Origin of the sequence: Accumulibacter sp. (assembly GCF_036625195.1) — a bacterium.
Lineage (GTDB): Bacteria > Pseudomonadota > Gammaproteobacteria > Burkholderiales > Rhodocyclaceae > Accumulibacter.
On the sequence record NZ_JAZKUG010000001.1, the window covers coordinates 3,254,068 to 3,271,269 of the forward strand.

Here is a 17,202-nt window from a genome sequence, read left to right on the forward strand (position 1 = left end):
GCCGCCGGCAACGGCGCCGGCGACCGTCGCGCCGAAATGACGGCCGGGATCGAGCAGCAGCGCCAGCGGGCCGGCTATCTCGTCGCTGCCGATGTTGGTCAGGCTGACGTCGTAGCTGAGTTCGCCGGTCGCCCGGTTGGCACGCGTGTTCGAGAAGTCGACACGCAAGCTGTGGCTGAGGTCCTCGAGCGCCGTGAAGCGGCTCTCGAAGTCGCTCGCCAGCGGCGTGTGCGCCTGGCTCTCGATGCGGCGCGCGATCTGCAGGCGGTAGTCGCCGGCAGCCAGCCCGCTCACGTCGAGCCAGGCGGTGCGCGTCGCGGGCTCCCAACTGACGCTCGCTGGATGCTGCCCGGTCTCGCCGGCTGTCGCGGACTGCAGGGCCAGCAGGCGGTAGTTGTCAGGATGGAGCACGCTGGCGGGGTCGCCGGCTTCCCCGAGCTGCATCTCCTGATCGAAGACGACGCCGATCCGGTTCAGTGGCAGCGGTACGAGCGCGCCGTCCGGGACCGTCACCGCGCTGACCGTCGGCACGCGTTGCAGGGCGATCTCGTCGATGCTGCTCGTCTGCGCAACCAGGATGCGGCCGTCGCGCATGGCGACGATCGATTCACCGCGGCTGCCGCCACCCGCCAGTTCCAGGCTGCGGCGGCTGGCGAGTTCGATCATCCAGACGCTGCCCTGGCGCGCCGCACCGCCGCCACCGCCGGCTGGCTGCTGGCCCGGCTGGCTGCTGGCAAACAGCAGTCCAGCGAGTTGGCTGTCGGGTGCAGCGAAGGCGATGCTGTCGATGATGCCGGCGAGGCGGTATTCGACTTCGCCGCGGCCGGTTTGCTGGCCGCTCATCGGGAAACTGATGATCTCGCTGCTGGCATGTGCGGCCGCGCTTGCGAACTCGTTGCCGGCGCGCTTGACCGCCCACAGCCGTCCGTCCGGCGCAAAGGCCAGATCGCCGACGCGCTGCCGACTGAAGCTCTTCCAGGCCTGGCTGGAGTCGCTGGCGGCCGGGTCGTAGACCAGGATGCCGGTGCCCGAAGAGACATAGATCTCGCCGGTGTCCGGGTCGATTGCCAGCGCATGCGTCAGCGGCTGGTCGCCCGGGGCTCGCAGGTGCTGCAGGACGTGACCGCTGGCCGGGTCGAGCTGAAGCAGCTGGTCGCCGCTCATCGCCCAGAGCCGGCCAAACGCATCCACCTGCAGGTCGATGACCGGAGCGTCCAGGACGAACAGCGGCGCGCCCGCACGGTCTGCCGTCTGCAGGCCATCCGCGCCGTAACGGTGGATCTCGTTGCGCAGCGCGCCGGCGCTTGCCAGAATCGTTCCATCGGGCATCTCGACCAGCGCCTGGGCGCCGATTCCGGCGGCACTGGCGGCATAGCCGTGGGCGAAACTGCGCAGCGCGAAGGGAGCCAGGACGCTGTCGAGGTCGCTCGGCAGGCTGCCCGCCAACGGGCCCGGCAGGAGCCGCGCGGCGGCCGCGAACAGCGCATTGGCCGGATAGCTGCGGTCCTCGGCGGCGACCGGGGTGGCCGCAGTCGAGGCGACGGTCTCGTTCGCGCCGAGAGCGGCGACGATCTCCTGACGGGCGCCATCGTCGGGCAGGGTCGTCCGGGCGAGTACAGCGGCCTCCGCGTTGCCGGCGTGGTCGGTGGCGACTGCGATGAACTCGTAATGCCTGCCCGCGTCGCCGACGAAGACGGCCTGCTCCGTCCCTGCCGGCAACTGGCGCTGCCAGAGACGGAAACGGCCGCCGTCCTCAGCGACGTAAAGGCTCACCGAGCGCACTCCGGCAAGCTCGTCCGTGCTTTGCCAGCGCAAATCGAAGCTGGCGATGCCGGCAGCGTTTCCCGCGCCGGCCTGGGTGACGGTCAGTTGCGTTCGCGGTGCCTCGGTGTCGAGCCGGATGGCGTGCATCGGGCTGTCGATCGGCGGCAGGGCGTCGACCAACAGGCGGGCAGCGGTACGTATGTCGCTGCCGGACGCTGCGCTGTCGGCGGCGCGAACGGTGTAGGCGACGAAACCCTCCGGCGTCACGCCGGCGCTGGCGACCTCTGCGGGCAGCAGGCCGCGGCTGCGGTCGCGAACGACTTCGCCGGTGGCGGGATCGATGGCCTGCAGTAGCCAGGTGGCGACGCGGCTCCCGCTGTCGATGCCGCCACTGACGCGCAGGATGAATCCCTTGCTGCCGCTGAAGTCGAAATCGCCCTGGAAGCTTGCCCGGTCGGCCGGCAGGTGGAGCGCGAGGTCGCCGATGCGCAGGTCACCAAGACGGAAAGAGGCGGCATCGAGGCTCGCGTCGATCTGGCTGGTGATGCGCAGCTCGCCCGCCGGTGAAGCGACCGGATTGCCGAACTCGATGCGGTAGGGCAGGGCGAGTCCCGCTGCGACATGCGGGCGGCCATCGCTGCCGCGCATTGCCTGCGGACCACTGACACGGAGCAGGGAGGATTCGCCGCTGGGCTGCTCGGGTGCGTCCGGCAGGTAGCGAGCAAAGTCGAGTGCCTGCGCCGCGACCGGCCGGAAGTCGTCATCGAGAACGCCGACGTGGCGCAGGTATTCGAGTTCGGAGCGGCCGCCGACGAACACGCTGAAGTCGAGGAAGTGGGTTTCGTGCGTGGCACCCAGGTCGAAGAGATCGCGGTCGGCAAGTTGCGGAACCGGCACGGCGACGCTGCCGTCGAGATTCTGCCGCGTCTCGAAGTAGTCGACCGGCGCCGTGCGGGCGCTGGCGTCGCCGATATGGCGGGCGGTGTCGCCGTACCACTCCTGCACCTTGGCAAAGAACGCGACGAGATCGGCCTGTGTCCGGTAGCCATCACCGCCCCGGCTGAGCAGAATGCCGGCGCCGAGGGTCGCGTTGAGGCTCAACATCTGCGGCTGCGTGCGGATCGGTGCCGCCTCGTCGACCGGTCGCAGGATGCCGGCGGCCTCGAGCGCAGCGAGCCATGCGGTCTGCCATTGCCCGGCATCGGCAGCGATCACCGACAGGCTCGTGGGCGCGTCCGGGTCGGCAAGGATCGCCGCGCGCAGCCTCTGCGCGTGCGCCTGCTGTTCGGCGATGAACTCGTCGCGGCCCAGTGCCGTGGCGCTGGCGACGAGGTCGAAACGGAAGGGCATGGCCAGCGCTTCGAGAGGCGTCAGATGTTCGCCGTCGACTCGCGACAGGAACCGGCGGCCGAGATCGGCGGCGATCCGGTCGAGATCGGCGACTCCGCCGTCGAGCAGGCCGATCGCCTGCCATTCCGGATGCAGCATGTAGAGCCGCGCACGCAGGCCGTCGAAATCGCGGGCCAACCACTCGCGGAGGCCGGGATAGGTCTGCAGCCTGACGGCAGCGCCGGCGAATCCGCCGCCTGCGAGATCGATTGCGTAGCCGGTGGCGAGGTTGTGACCGTCGCTGTTGTTGACGCCGTCGAGCTGCGCCCACGGGATGTCGCTGCGGGCGAGGCCCAGCGTCGGGGTCGGACCGAAGCTCAGCGTGTTGCCGGCGGCGTCTGCCGTCGGGCCGTCGGGCAAGCCGGCAAGCGAACTGCTGAAGACGAGATGGGGCAGTGGCAGGCCAGCCAGCAGATCCGGGCTGTAGCCCATTTCGGGGACGCCGACGGAGAAGCGCACGTACGGCGTATCGACGTTGCCCAGACTCTGCAGCGAGACACTGTAGGTCGCACCGTCACCGGGATCGAGGCTGCGCGGGCCGCCCACGGCGATCGTCACTTCGCTCTCGACCGCCGGTTCGACGAGATAGCATTGCGCTTCGGTCACGCGCTGTCCGTCGGGGTTGATGACGCTGAGGTCGTAGAGCCCGGACGGCAGGCGGCGGCTGTCGAAGATGGCCCGGATGTGGCTGCTGTCGAGCACCTGCCAGCGCTCGGGCTCGGCGTCGAAAACCCCGGGTCGCGACAGACGGACCAGTGCCGCGGGATGGAAATGCGAGCCGCTGATGTCGATCGTGATCCAGGGTTGCGCGTCGTTGCCGATGCCGCCGTGGTCCGGGCTGATGCCGGTGACCGAGAGTGGCAACAGATCCGCGCGCAGGCTGACCGTCTGGGCGGCGCCCGCCTGACGCGCCTGTACCAGCACGTAGTAGTCGCCCGCACGGGTCGTGCTGACCACCGCCTGCTGGTCGGCGGCAACCGGGTTGCCGTGCGCCGCGTCGAACTGATGGGCGCTGGGCGCGTCGGCGAAACGAAGGTACAGCTCGTTGTGACCGTCCTCGCTCGCGGCGTCGAGACTGACCCGCAGGCTTTCCCCGGGAGCGACGGCGATCCGGTAGAGGGCCGGCCGGCCGGCAACGAGGGTCGTCGCCAGCGGACTGCCGAGCTGCAGTTCGGGAACGGTGACCCGCAGGGTACTGCCCGACGCGCCGTGGTTGTTGGCTTCGCCTGGCGGCAGGGCAAGGCCGCTCGCGGCGTCGCTGCGGTTGCCCTCGAAGACTTCGTTGTACAGGTCGGTGCGGGCGATGACCCGCCAGTTGCCGTCGCGCACCGGCGGCAGGATGGCCGTCAGCGCGGCCGTATAGGCGTCGCCGCTGGCAAGGTCGCCGCTGTGCGCGATCCTGCCGATCAGCGGGTCACCGACATCCCAGTCGCTGTCGGCCGACAGATAGAGGGCGTCGGTCCACTGGCCACGCGCCGGGTTGGTCGAGTCGTTGAATACCGAAAACTCGATGCGAATCTCTTCGCCCACCTCGGCTCTGGCCGGCAGCAGGACGCTGCCCACCTTGAGGTCGGCGGCGGGCGGCGTCTCGACGAGGATCGGCTGCGGCGCAGCGCCGGCATTGTTGTCTTCGTTGCCGGACTCGCGCAGCATGCCGCTGTCGCCGCTGCCCCAGACGCGTGCCGGATCGCTGACGACGAAAACGTAATAGGCGCCGGCGAGATGGGCCGGGACGGCGAAGCTCTGCCGCGCCGTGTAGTCGTCTCCCGCCGCCAGCCCGTGCTCGTGGCGGCGATAGCCGAGGTAGTGATCCTGGTTGAGGTCGAGGAAGCGGTCCCGGGAAAGGTAAACGAGGTCATTCCAGCTCGCTTGGCTGCCCGGAGTGTCGCCTCCACGGTTGGCGACCCGCCAGTCTACGACGAGGCTCTGTCCGGCAAGCACGTGCGAGGGTGTGGCGACTTCAGCCATCTGCAGGTCGGGCGGCACGCCGGGCGTGATCGACAGTCGGGTCGACGCCTGGTTGTTGCCCTCGTCGCGGAACTCGCGCACCACGCCGGCCGCGTCGCCGCCGACCGTGAGCCCGGGCAGCCCGTCGCGGATCGTGCTGCGCTGCCGGCCGTCGCTGCTGATGGCGGTGTCGGCGCGGACGATGAGATGGAAGTCGCCGCTGAGCGAATCGGGCAGCTCGAAAGTCGCCGAGGCGCTGTAGGATTCGCCCGGGCCGAGGAACGTCGCTCTGCCATCGGCGCCGAGGCTGATGCGCTGTGCTGCCGGCCCGCCCCCTGAGCCGTCGGCGAGCAGCGCGAAATCCCCCTCGTCGAGCGAGGTGTCGCGCGACAGGTAGAGGCCATCGAACCAGGAGCTGGTGCGCGTTTCGCGGCTGCCCCGGTTGCTGACCTGCCAGCTCACGGTCAGCGGGCTGCCGGCAGCGACACGCGTCGCGGCGAGGCTGACGCCATCGACCTGCAGGTCGGCCTCGCGATAGCGGATGGTCAGCGCGGCGCTGCCGCGGTTGTTGTCGTTTGCGCCGCCTTCATGGACCGACAGCGGAAAATACTGGTCACGGGCGCTGCCGTTGTCGCCGCCGCCGCTCAGTTCGCTGCGCACCCGTTGCGGGTTCCCCGGCGCGCCATCGGTATTGGCGTCGGTGATGACGTAGAGGTAGTGCGGGCCATCGCTGCCCGCCGGCAGGCGGACTGTCGCCGAGTTGTCGTAGCTGCCGCCGCTGCCGAGTCCGCCGCCGTTGGCGTGGACGAAGCTGCCGAGCAGGAGCGCGCGGTCGGCGTCGAAGACCGGGTCGCGGCTGAGGTAGACGGCGTCGACCCAGGAGCGGGTGCCCGCCCAGACGTCGGCGCCGAAGTTGCCGACGGTCCAGCTGACCCGCGTCTCCTCGCCGGAGAAGGCGGCGGCCTCGCTGCGCACCTCGGTGACGCGCAGGTCGGCGGCCTGGCTGCTCACCTGCGACGAGTGGGCGCGGCTGTTGTTCAGCTCGTCGGCTTCGGCGATGCGGTTGCCGCTGTCGCTGCGCACGATGAGGAAGCGGCCGCTCACGGAGGGTGCGAGCAGCAGCGACTGGCTGACGGTGTAGCCTTCGCCGTCGGCGAGTGTCCGCTTGGCGTGGTGCTCGCCGAGCTGCCAGACCTCGCGCGCCAGGCTCCAGTCCGGGTTGTCGGCGAGGTAGACCGAATCGACCCAGTCGCCGCTGAAGCGCTCGCCGCGGTTGACGACGCGGTACTGGTAACTGTAGTTGCCGCCGGCGCTCGCCGTGTCCGGCGCCACGACCTCGGTAAGGACGAGATCGGGCGGTGTCGCACCGAGGATGACGATTGGTCGCGCGCGATGGTTGTTGCCGTCGATCTGCTGCGGGTCTTCCGGGTTGATCTGGCTCGCCAGCGTGTCCTCGAGGATCAGGTCGTGCGTGTCGCTCCAGACGCTGAGGTAATACTGGCCCGAGGACAGGCCCTCCGGCAGCCGCACCTGGACGCTGCGGCGGTAGTCGTCGCCGGGATCGAGTTTGCCGACGTGCTCGAAGGTGCCGAGCAGGATGTCGCCCTTGAAGGCACCCGGCCGGCGCTGATCGCGTGCCAGCCAGACGCTGTCGGTCCAGCTCTCGGTCGCGTCGGCCTCGCCGCGGGTGCGTGCGCTGCCGAGGTTGGCGACGCGGTAGCGGACCTCGATGCTGGCGCCATGCACGGCCTGGCTGGGGGCCACGACCTCGCTGGTGACCAGATCGGCAAAGGGCAGCGGGTCGATGGTGAACGGGACGGCGAGGACGTTGTTGGCTTCGTTCGGATGTTCGTCGACCTGGCCGTTGGCGTCGGCGACGACGATCAGGAAGACATCGCCGCGCAGGCGCAGCGGCAGGTCGATGCGCGCCGTCGTGGCGCTGTGGAACTCGCCGGCGGCGAGCGCGCCCGGGCTGGTGATCTCGCCGACGAGCAGGTCGTCGCTGCCGAGAAAGGCGTCGAGCGAGAGGTATGCCTTGTCGGTCCACAGGCCGCTGGTCGCGGCACTGCCGAAGTTGCCCGTCGTGTAGCGGATGGCCGTGGTGCCGCCGGCTGGGACGTGCTCGGCGACCTCGACCCGCGTCAGCCGCAGGTCTGGCCGCTGGCGCGAGCTGATGTCGAGCAGGCCGGCGGAAAGTGCGCTGTTGTTGCCGGCGGCGCTGCCGTGCTCGTAGAGCCGGCGGCCCTGCGCGTCGGCTGCGGCGTTGCTCACCACCTGCAGGCGATATGGTCCGGCACTGCGCGTCGGCAGACGAAGCTGCTCGCTGCGCGTGTAGCGCTCGCCGGCTGCCAGGGCGCGGTCGAAAGCGAAGCTGCCGAGCTCGATCGGCGCGCCGCCGCCCGCCGGCAGCAGCCGGAGCGAGTCGCGCCAGCCGCCGGCAGCGGCCGCCACGCCCTGGTTGGCGACGGTCCACGAGACGTCGATCCAGTCGCCTTCGACGGCCGACTGCGGCAGGCCGATGTGCTCGACGACGAGATCGGCCGAGTTCGAGAGCGTCACCGGGATGGCCGGCGAGGCGCCGCGGTTGTTGTCGCCGAAGATGAACTCGAACGGTCCGCCGCTGCGCACGTTGAGGTAATGGTCGCCGGCGATGCCCTCGGGCAGCGTCAGCTCGAGGCTGCGGCGGTAGCTCTCGCCGGCGGCAAGCTGGCCGATGTGCTGCGCCCAGCCGAAGCTGGCGACGCGGTCGCTGCCGTCGGCGTTGCGGCTGAGCCAGATTTCGTCGCGCCAGTCGGCGCTGTCGGTCGGGCCGATGCCGCGGTTCGCCACCTCCCACTCGACGCGCAGCGGCTGTCCGCTCGCCGCGGCGCCGGTCGCGCCGACCGCGACCACCTGCAGGTCGGCGTAGGGGCGCGGCATGATGTCGAGTGGCTGCGGCAGTCGGGCCGCATTGTCGGCCTCGGAGAAATTCTCGAAGACCTCGTGGCGCGCGTCGGCGACGACGAACAGCCGGTAGCGGCCGGACAGGCCAGCGGGCAGGACGATGTCGAGCGAGCGGTTGGCCGTCTCGCCGGCGGCGAGCAGCCCCTGCTGCCGATGTTCGCCGACGACGCGGTCGTCGCCGTTGCCGACCAGCTCGTCGGCCGAGAGGACGACCTGTTCGCTCCAGGCGCTGCCGATGCCGGGTCCGGTCCCCTGGTTGGCGATCGTCCAGTCGACGGTGAACCGCGCCGGGTCGCCGATGAGCTGCTGCGCTGCGCTGAGCGCGGTGATCGCCAGGTCGGCCCAGGGCAACTGTTCGACGCGGGTCGCCTGCGCCTGCCGGTTGTCCTGGCGATCGCGGTCGTCGACGCGGTGCTCGGCGTCGGTGGTGACGACGATCTGATGATCGCCGCTCGACTCGAGCGGCAGGACGAACTCGGCGCTGGCGGAATAGCCGGCACCGGCCGCCAGCCCCTGCAGATGCGGCTGCGTGGCGACGACCCGCCGGCTCGTCCCCTGCACGAGTTCGACGCGGTCGAGCCAGTCGCCGCTGGCGCTGGCGCCCCGGTTGTCGACGCGCCATTCGACCCGGATGCGGTCGCCGGAGCGGGCGAGCTGCGGCGCCTGCAGGCTGGCGACGTGCAGGTCGGGACGCTGCACGCGCAGCGGCGCGGCAGCCTCGTTGTTGCCCTCGTCGTTGCGCTCATCGACGGCGCCGTCGGCATCGCTGCGCAGCAGCCAGCGGTAATCGCCGTCGGCAAGCCAGCCGGGCAGCGTGATGTCGACATCCCGGGTGACGCTCTGCTGCGCCGCCAGACTGGCATCCTGGCGCACGGCGGCGAGCTCGAGCAGCCCGCCGGCCGCGCCGTGATCGAGGTAGATGCGGTCCCACCAGCCAGCCGGGCTGGCGGCGGCGCCGACGTTGCGCAGCGTGTAGCGCAGCGTCGCGGTGTCGCCGGGGCGCAGCGCGGCCGGCCCGACGAGGTCACCGGGGAGCAGGTCGGGCGTCGGCTTGAGCTCGACCCGCAGGCGGTCGGGGCTGACGAGGAGATTGTTCTCGAGGCGCCGGCGGTCGCGTGCGGTCGCTTCGTCGACGCCGCCGTCGGCGTTGACCAGCAGCAGCACGAAGTACTCGCCAGCCAGATCGCGCGGCAGCTGCAGCGTGCTGCGGGCGTCGTAGGCGGCGCCGGCCGCGAGGATCCCCGAGTGCGCCACGGCGGGCGCGAGAACGATGTCGTCGGCGCTCGGCAGCCGGTCCAGAGAGAGGAGCAGGCGATCGCTCCATTCGCCGCGGTCGGTGGCCGCGTTCCCCTGGTTGAGCACCTGCCAGTCGACGCGGATGGGCTCGCCACTCCACGCGGTGGCGGGAACATCGAGGCGAAGCGGCAACAGGTCGGGCTGCTGGCTGAGCAGCGAGTCGATGACGATCTGCGCCCGGTTGTTGTGCTCGGCATCGCTGCCAGCATTCGCCTCGAACACCGTGCCCTGGTCGTTGTGGTCTGCGTCGATGCCGATGGTGACTTCGATCCGGCCGCTGCCGCGGGCGCCGTCGGGCAGCCGCAGCGTGTGGCTGCGCTGCCGCGACGCGCCGGCGGCGAGCGGGTCGTGGCCGGCAGGCGCCGGCTCGAAGGGCAGCACGAGATCGGCGAGCAGTTCGCCGGTGTCGAGGTTCCTGATCTGCAGGCGGTCGTTCCAGGTGCTCGCCGTGGCGACGCCGCCGGCGTTGCGCTCCTCCCAGGAGATGGTCAGCTCTTCGCCGGCGGCGGCGGGATCGGGCTGCGCGCGCAGGTTGGCGATGCCGAGGTCGGGGCCGTTGGCGACGCGCAGGACGACTTCGTTGTTGTCTTCGGCGTTGCCCTGCGGGTTGCCTTCGGCGATCGTGCGCTGCGGATTGGCCAGGATGCGGAAGCTGATGGCACCGTGGCCGGCACTTCCCGCCGGCCAGGGCAGGGTGAGCGAGCGCCGGACGGACTCGCCGACCTCGAGGCTGCTCCTGCCCGGGCCGGGTCCGCTGACGATCTCCTGGCGCAGGATGGTCTCGCCGGTCGTCTCGTTGCGCACTTCGAGGAGTTCGCGCCAAGTGCCGGCGGCGGCGGCCTGCCCTTGGTTGGCAGTCCGCCACGAGACCGTCAGCGGGCTCGCCGCGACCCAGTTCGCGGCGGGCGTGATGGCGAGGTCGCTGAGCACGAGGTCGGGCCGCAGTGGGTCGGCGTCACCGGCGCCATCGGCGAGGTTCTGCCGGAAGTGGGTTGCGGCGGGCGTGTCGCTGGCCTGCTGCGCCGACTGGACGAAGTGCAGTGGCGGCGGGTTGCCGGCCGTGGACGGCTGGCTGTCGCGACTGCCGAGGACGAATCCGTTGCTGTAGCGCCACTCTTCGACCGTCGCGACGCCGCCGGCAGTAACGGTGCTGCGCAGCAGTTCGGCGGCGCCTGCCGCGCGGCGCAGCGGCAGGTGATGGGCGTCGTCGCGCCACGGGCCGAGGATGCTGTCGGTCGACCAGTAGCCGCCGGCGCCGTCGCGGTGCCAGGCGGTGGCGACCGTCTGGTTGGCGCTGTCGCGCCAGATCTGCAGCAGATCGTCGCGGCCATCGTCGTCGACGTCGGCAGCCAGGAAGCGCTGCGCCGGCCGCGGAGCGCCGAGCGGGATGGTGTCGGCAGTGGCGAAGTCGCCGCCCTGGCTGCGCCAGGTGCTGAGCTGCAGTTCGCCCTGCTCATCCCGCCAGATGCGCAGCAGATCCTGAAGGTCGTCGCCGTCGGCATCGCCCGCGAGCAGCGCGACCTGCTGCGCCCAGATGCCGATCCCCTGCTGCGCGACCTGCCACGAGCCGTCGTCGCGCAGACTCCAGGTGCTGAGCCAGGCGCCGTAGTCGCTGGTCAGCCGGTCCGCCATCGGCAGGAGCTGCAGCATGACGAAGTCGCTGCGGCCGTCGCCGTTCATTTCGAGCGGCAGGCGGATCGAGCCCGCGAGGTCTTCCCAGTCTGCATCCTGCGAGATGCCGCGCTGCAGGCCGTTGCCATCGCTCGGCCAGAGCGTGAAACGCGTCACGCCGTGGTCCGGCTGCCAGTGCACCAGGAGATCGGCGCGACCATCGCCGTCCGCGTCGCCGAGCAAGTGGTCGCTGCCTGCCGGATAGCGGTCGAGGACGCTGTCGGCCGACCACTCCAGATGATCGCCGCGGCTCAGCCAGAAGCTGGCGACGAGCTTGCCGTCGCTCTGCCGGCTGAGCACGCAGAGGTCGCTGCAGCCGTCGCCATCGAGATCGCCGGGCAGGTAGCGCGTGTCGGCCCGCCAGGCGCCGAGCTCGATCGTCTGGCTTGCCACGAGGCCGCTGCCGCTGGCCAGCCACAGCCTGCCGACCGCCGTGCCGTCTCCGCGGTGGCCGACCTCGAACGCGTCATCCTGGCCATCGCCGTTGACATCGGCGGCCAGCCAGCGGAGATCGCCGAGCCAGCCGTTCTCGCCGGCGAAGCCGAGGCCATCGGCTTGCCAGGCGCCGACCTCGGCTTGGCCGTCGGGCCGTTGCCAGGTGCCGATCAGGTCGGCCCGCGCGTCGCCGTCGTGGTCCTGCAGGCGCCAGTCGATGTCTTCGCCCGCGGCGCCGAGGATGCGCTCGCCCTGCTGCTCGTAAGCGAAGCCTTCGCCTTGCTGCACCGCCCGCCAGGTGGTGGCGACGCTCTCGCCCTGCGCATTGCGCCAGATGTGGACGAGTTCGCTGTCGCCATCGCCGTCGAGGTCGGCGGCGCGGAAGCGTTGTGCCGGGCGGGAGGTTCCGAGCGGGCTGGTACCGCCCTCATCGAAGCTGAGGCCGTTGCTGCGCCAGAGGGTGGCGTTCAGATTCCCGTGGTCGTCCTGCCACAGGCGCAGCAGGTCGTCGCGCTCGTCGCCCGTGCTGTGCACGGCGAGGAGCGCGACATGCTGTTCCCAGATGCCGATGCCCTGCTCGACGAGCGTCCACGAACCGTCATCCCGGGCGCGCCAGGTCGTCAGCCAGGTGCTCTGCCCGGTCGACGGGGTGCCGGGCCAGGGGTTGCGCTGGACCACGGCGAAGTCGCCGCGGCGGTCGCCATCGAGGTCGAGCGACAAGCGCTCCGCCTGCAGCAGATCGAGACCGTACGCGGTGGTCTCGCCGTGGTGCGCGAAGCGCTGGCCATCTCCCTGCCAGAGCGTCAGCGTGCTGGCGTTCTCGTCCGGCTGCCAGGCGAGCAGCAGGTCGGCGAGGCCATCGCCGGTGGCATCGAGCAGGCGATGCTCGCCACCGGGCGGGTAAGCACCGAGCGCACTGCGCGCCGAGAACGACAGGCGGTCGCCGATCGTCAGCCAGGTTTCGGCGACCGTCTCGCCATCGGCTGCCTGGCGGATCAGCGTCAGGTCGCTGCGGCCGTCGGCGTCGAGGTCGCCGCTCAGGTAGCGGGTTGCCGCGTGCCAGGGTCCGAGTTCGATCGCGGGCCCTTCGGCAAAGGCGGCGGCGGTGGCCAGCCACTGGCGGGCGACCGCCTGGCCGTCGGCGCGATGGCTGATCTGCAGCAGGTCGCGCCGGCCGTCGCCGTCGAAGTCGCCGTCGAACCAGGCGAGATCGCCCGGCCAGCCCTCCCTGGCGGCGAAAGCCTGGCCATCCGACAGCCAGAGCTCGACCTGCATCTCGCCGCTGGCGTCACGCGAACTGGCAAGCAGGTCTGCGCGGCCATCGCCGTCATGATCGTGCAGTCGCCAGTCGGCATCGCCGCTGCTGCGGCCGAGGGCGGTCTCGGCGAGGAGGCGGTATTCGCTGCCCTGGGCGGTGGCCACGGCGCGCCAGGCGGTGGCGATCGTCTGCCCGTCACCGCTCTGCCAGAGCTGGACGATGTCGCCGCGCAGGTCGCCGTCGACATCGCCGGCGAGAAAGCGCTGCGCCGGCCGCGGGCTGCCGAGTGGGCTGGTGCGCAGCGCCTTCAGTCCGCTGCCATCGTCCCGCCAGGACGTCACCTGCAGTTCGCCCTGATCGTCGTGCGTGATGTGCAGCAGGTCGTCGCGGCCAGCGCCGCTGCTGCTGGCGAGCAGCGCGACGTGCCTCGCCCACGGTCCGAGGGCGTCGCCGCTGACGCCGCCGCTGCCGGCGTCGCGGATGCTCAGCCAGGTGCTCGAGCCGCTGCTCGCGGCCTGCGCCGGATCGCGCTGCACGACGACCAGGTCGCTGCGGCGATCGCCATCGAGATCGACGCTCAGCGTCTCTGCGTCGGTCAGGCCTTGCCACCAGGTATCCTGCGAGAGCGACAGGTGGAAAGCAGAGCCGTCTCCTCGCCAGATGCTGAAGCGGTTGCGGCCGTCGCTGCGGACTTCGAACACGGAGAGGTCGGCGAGGCCATCGCCATCACTGTCGCCGAGCTTGTAGTGGGTATCGGCCGGGTAGGCGAGCAAGGCGCTCTCGCCGGCCGGTTGCAGGCCGCCGTCTCGCATCAGCCAGCTGTGCGCGATCGCCAGGCTGCCGGCGGCCTGGCGGATCTCACCGAGGTCGCTGCGACCGTCGCCATCGATGTCGCCGACGAGGAAGCGGCTGTCGGCCAGCCAGGGGCCGAGCACCACCGCTTCGCCGCCGCTGAAACCACGGTCGGCGGCGACCCACGCCCGGGCGACGGCCATGCCGTCGGCGCGCCGGCTGATCTGCAGCAGGTCGGTGCGTCCGTCGGCGTCGAAGTCGGCGTCGAGCAGCAGGTCTGCGGCAGCGCCTCCGCTTGGCGCCGGGCCGCTTGCAGGGCCGGCCGCTGGCGAGGCGATGACGACGCGGGCAGCGGCGGGCTGGCTTTCGCCGCTGGTGAACGGCGCGCTCGCCACGGCGGCGGCGAGCGGAACGGCCGCGACGGGCAGGTCGCCGGCAAGCAGCAGCCGCGGTTCGAGCGGCTCGCAATGCAGGCGCGACTCCGCTGTTGCCGGCGAGGGGCGCCCACTCGCGGCTGGCGGTCGGTCGTGGGCGGCCACTTCGGCGACGCAGCTGCGCCAGGCTTGGCGGATGGCGTCGAGCAGTGGCCGGAGTGGCGGCCCCGGCCGGTGAAGCCCCGATTGCTGCGGTCTTGCAGAGCGGCGCATGGCGACTTCCCCCTGATCGCAACGCTTCCTGCCAGCGGTTCGCAGCCACCTTGCGTGCCGCTGCGGCGCTCCCTTCGCCGGTGGCCCCCGCCGCCGCTTCCGTCGATGCGGCGCCAGTTGGCGAAGAGGGCGAAGAGCGAAGGGCGGGGCGCTGTTGCGAACGGCGCAGGCTGGCTGTTTCCTGCTATGCTGTCGGCGGCATTCTCGACAAGATGTTACGAGCTGTCAATATTTCTTGCGAATGAATTTTTTTATTGCCCGACGATGATTGACGGCGACCCGTTCATGGGCGCGACGGAAGACCCGACGCGTGTTGCGGCAGCCACGGCCGCGCTGCTGCCGGAACGCCTGCGCCTGCTGATCGGCAGCGAACCGGTGGCGGCTTTCGCCCGCCGCTGTGGTCTTTCCGAATCGGTGCTGCGCACCTACCTCAAGGATGGCCGCATGCCGCCGCTCGACAAGGCGGCGGCGATCGCCGCCGCGGCCGGCGTCAGCCTCGGCTGGCTGGCCGGTGGTACGCCGGCGGTCGCCGCGGGGCAGGCGGCCTACGCCGTGCGCGGCGCGGCGGCGCGCGGTGGCACGGCGATCGATGCGACGGTGCTCGCCGGCATCGTGCAGGCGGTGCTCGAGGCGCAGGGCGCGCAGCCCCGGCCGGAGCGGATCGCCGCACGGGTGGTCGATCTCTACCAGCAGGCGATCGCCCCCGAGCCGGATGACGACGCGGCCGGCGGCGCTTGACGCGCGGCCGCTGCGACCGGCAGCCGGGCTGGGCGGCGGGCGGGACAGGGTCTTTTCAGACGGGAAGGAGTCAGCATGTTCAGGGGAATCCTCATCAACAAGGACGAGGCGGGCTACCAGGCGCGCCTGCAGGAAATCGACGAGGCCGTCCTGCCGGCCGGCGATGTCAGCGTGCGCGTCGCCTGGTCGACGCTCAACTACAAGGATGGTCTGGCGATCACCGGCAAGGCGCCGGTCGTCCGCCGCTTTCCGATGGTGCCGGGGATCGATCTCGCCGGCAGCGTCAGCGAGAGTTCGCATCCGCGCTGGCGGGTCGGCGATCTGGTGCTGCTCAACGGCTGGGGCGTCGGCGAGACGCATTGCGGCGGCCTGGCCGAGCAGGCGCGCCTGCGCGGCGAGTGGCTGCTGCCGCTGCCGGTGGCGTTCACGCCGCGGCAGGCGATGGCGATCGGCACCGCCGGTTACACGGCGATGCTCTGCGTGCTGGCGCTGGAGAAGCACGGCCTGCAGCCGGGCGACGGCGAGATCCTGGTGACCGGTGCCAACGGCGGTGTCGGCAGCGTCGCGATCGCGCTGCTCGCCGGCCTCGGCTACCAGGTGGTCGCCTCGACCGGTCGCCTCGGCGACGCCGACCACCTGCGCGCGCTCGGCGCGACGGCGGTGATCGATCGCGGCGAGCTCTCGGCGCCGGGCAAGCCGATCGGCAAGGAACGCTGGGCCGGGGTGGTCGATACCGTCGGCAGCCACACGCTCGCCAACGCCTGTGCGACGACGCGCTACCGCGGTGCGGTCGCCGCCTGCGGCCTCGCCGGCGGGATGGATTTCCCGGCGACGGTGGCGCCGTTCATCCTGCGCGGCGTGACGCTTTACGGCATCGACAGCGTGATGGCGCCGCTGCCGGTGCGCGAAGAGGCCTGGCAGCGCCTGGCGCGCGACCTCGACCCCGGCCGGCTGGAGGCGATGACCACCGAGATCGGCCTCGGCGAGGCGGTGGCGGTCGCCGGCGAGTTGCTCGCCGGCAGGGTGCGTGGGCGCGTGGTGGTCGATGTGAATCGCTAGTTCGCGGGCGGGGCAGGGGATGGCGGGGCTGCTGCAGCCCTTCGGCCATCGGCGTGCCGGTCGGCATTCTGCCGACGCCCGGCAAGCTCGATGCAAACGAAGGGGAGGATGGTGCTGAGCGGTCATGACTGTCGAGAGACCTCGGATGATGAAAGTCATGACCGTTGCCACGCTCCTTCTCCCTCGCGCGTGAGAAGGAGATTTTCGCGAGTCGCTGACGCGACTTTCGCATCAAGCGGGGTCAGGCGCGAGCGATCTCGCCGACCCGCTGCAGCACGGCCTGAATCACCTCGTCGGAGATTCGGAAGTCGCCTCGCCGCAGTTCCTCGAACGCATCCCGCGCCGAGGGAATCAGGCCGCACTGCTTCGCCATGCCGATGATTGCCGCCGTTCCGGCGACGGCAATGCCGTGCTCGGCGGCCACGGCGCGGCCGGCCCGCTCGTCGATCAGGATCAGCACCGGTCCGCCGTGGCGCAGCGCCAGGCGGATGCACGCCGCCTCGCCCTCATCAAGTTCGGGAAGTTCCGGTGTGCCGTCGTCGTCGCCGATGACCAGTGCACCGGCATCGAGCGCTTGACGCAGGGCATCCTGCCCGGGCCAGTCGCCATGGTCGAGAATCTCGGCGCGCACGGATTCCGGCAGAACGAGCGTGCCGAAAAGCACCGGCAGCCAGCGAAGCCCGCCCAGGCGCGCCAGCGCGATCAGCGGGCTGGCGTCGGCGAGGACGAGCCGAGCCATGCGGCGAGCGTTTCCATATCGCGCTTGGCTTCCTCGGCCGACCCGCCGATGGCGGGGATCCCCAGGCGGGAAAGATGCTGCAGGAATGCCGGCAGGCTCATCTCCGCCAACCGCGCGGCGCGGCCGAGCGAAAGATTGCCTTCCCGGAACAGGGCCGTGGCCAGCGCGGCCCGCACACCGGGCAGCGACAGTTCCCTGTCCAGATGCACCAGCAAGGCGTCCGGCCGTTCGCGGTTCATGACCACCACCATCCCCTGGCGCGCCTTGCGCAGCGCCTCCGAAGGATTGTTCCTGAGGCTGCTGATATTGACGACATCCACGCTGGCCTCCTCACGGGAACCTGATCTGGAAAAGTATGATAGGAATGTTAACACGGCGACCGGCCTGATCAACGTTCGACGTGAACCGCCGGTTCGCGGGCCGGGCTGGTGCGGGCGGGGCTGCTGTCCGCAGCGGGCGCGCACTGCTCGAGGCATGGCATGGCGTGCCGTGGCAGGCTTGCCGCCGCCTGCTGTGTCGGCGCC

5 protein-coding genes (1 of these 5 only partly in view) are annotated in these 17,202 nt (G+C 71.1%); 2 read left to right on the forward strand and 3 right to left on the reverse strand.

The window, feature by feature from the left end; genetic code table 11:
- Positions 1-14,142, reverse strand: partial view of an Ig-like domain-containing protein gene (locus V5B60_RS14425; protein ID WP_332347710.1) — the beginning only. 15,753 nt of this gene lie to the left of the window's left edge; 14,142 of the gene's 29,895 nt are visible here — the first part of the coding sequence; the start codon lies at positions 14,140-14,142; the stop codon falls past the left edge of the window.
- Between the two features lie 54 nt (positions 14,143-14,196).
- On the opposite strand from V5B60_RS14425, the gene V5B60_RS14430 reads away from it, so the two are divergent.
- Both V5B60_RS14430 and acuI read left to right on the forward strand, forming a co-directional pair.
- On the forward strand, positions 14,197-14,880 hold the full coding sequence (locus tag V5B60_RS14430; protein WP_332347711.1) for a helix-turn-helix domain-containing protein: 684 nt from the start codon (positions 14,197-14,199) through the stop codon (positions 14,878-14,880).
- Between the two features lie 75 nt (positions 14,881-14,955).
- Complete coding sequence (acuI, locus tag V5B60_RS14435) at positions 14,956-15,939, forward strand: acrylyl-CoA reductase (NADPH) (protein ID WP_332347712.1); 984 nt, start codon at positions 14,956-14,958, stop codon at positions 15,937-15,939.
- A gap of 241 nt (positions 15,940-16,180) precedes the next feature.
- Here acuI and V5B60_RS14440 read toward each other — a convergent pair whose 3' ends face one another.
- Both V5B60_RS14440 and V5B60_RS14445 read right to left on the reverse strand, forming a co-directional pair.
- Positions 16,181-16,678, reverse strand: a complete 498-nt coding sequence (locus tag V5B60_RS14440; protein ID WP_332347713.1) for a DUF3368 domain-containing protein — start codon at positions 16,676-16,678, stop codon at positions 16,181-16,183.
- Positions 16,642-16,998: a UPF0175 family protein gene (locus V5B60_RS14445; protein ID WP_332347714.1), complete on the reverse strand. Its 357-nt coding sequence runs from the start codon at positions 16,996-16,998 to the stop codon at positions 16,642-16,644. Before V5B60_RS14445 ends, V5B60_RS14440 begins: the two co-directional genes overlap by 37 nt.
- Positions 16,999-17,202 lie beyond the last annotated feature (204 nt).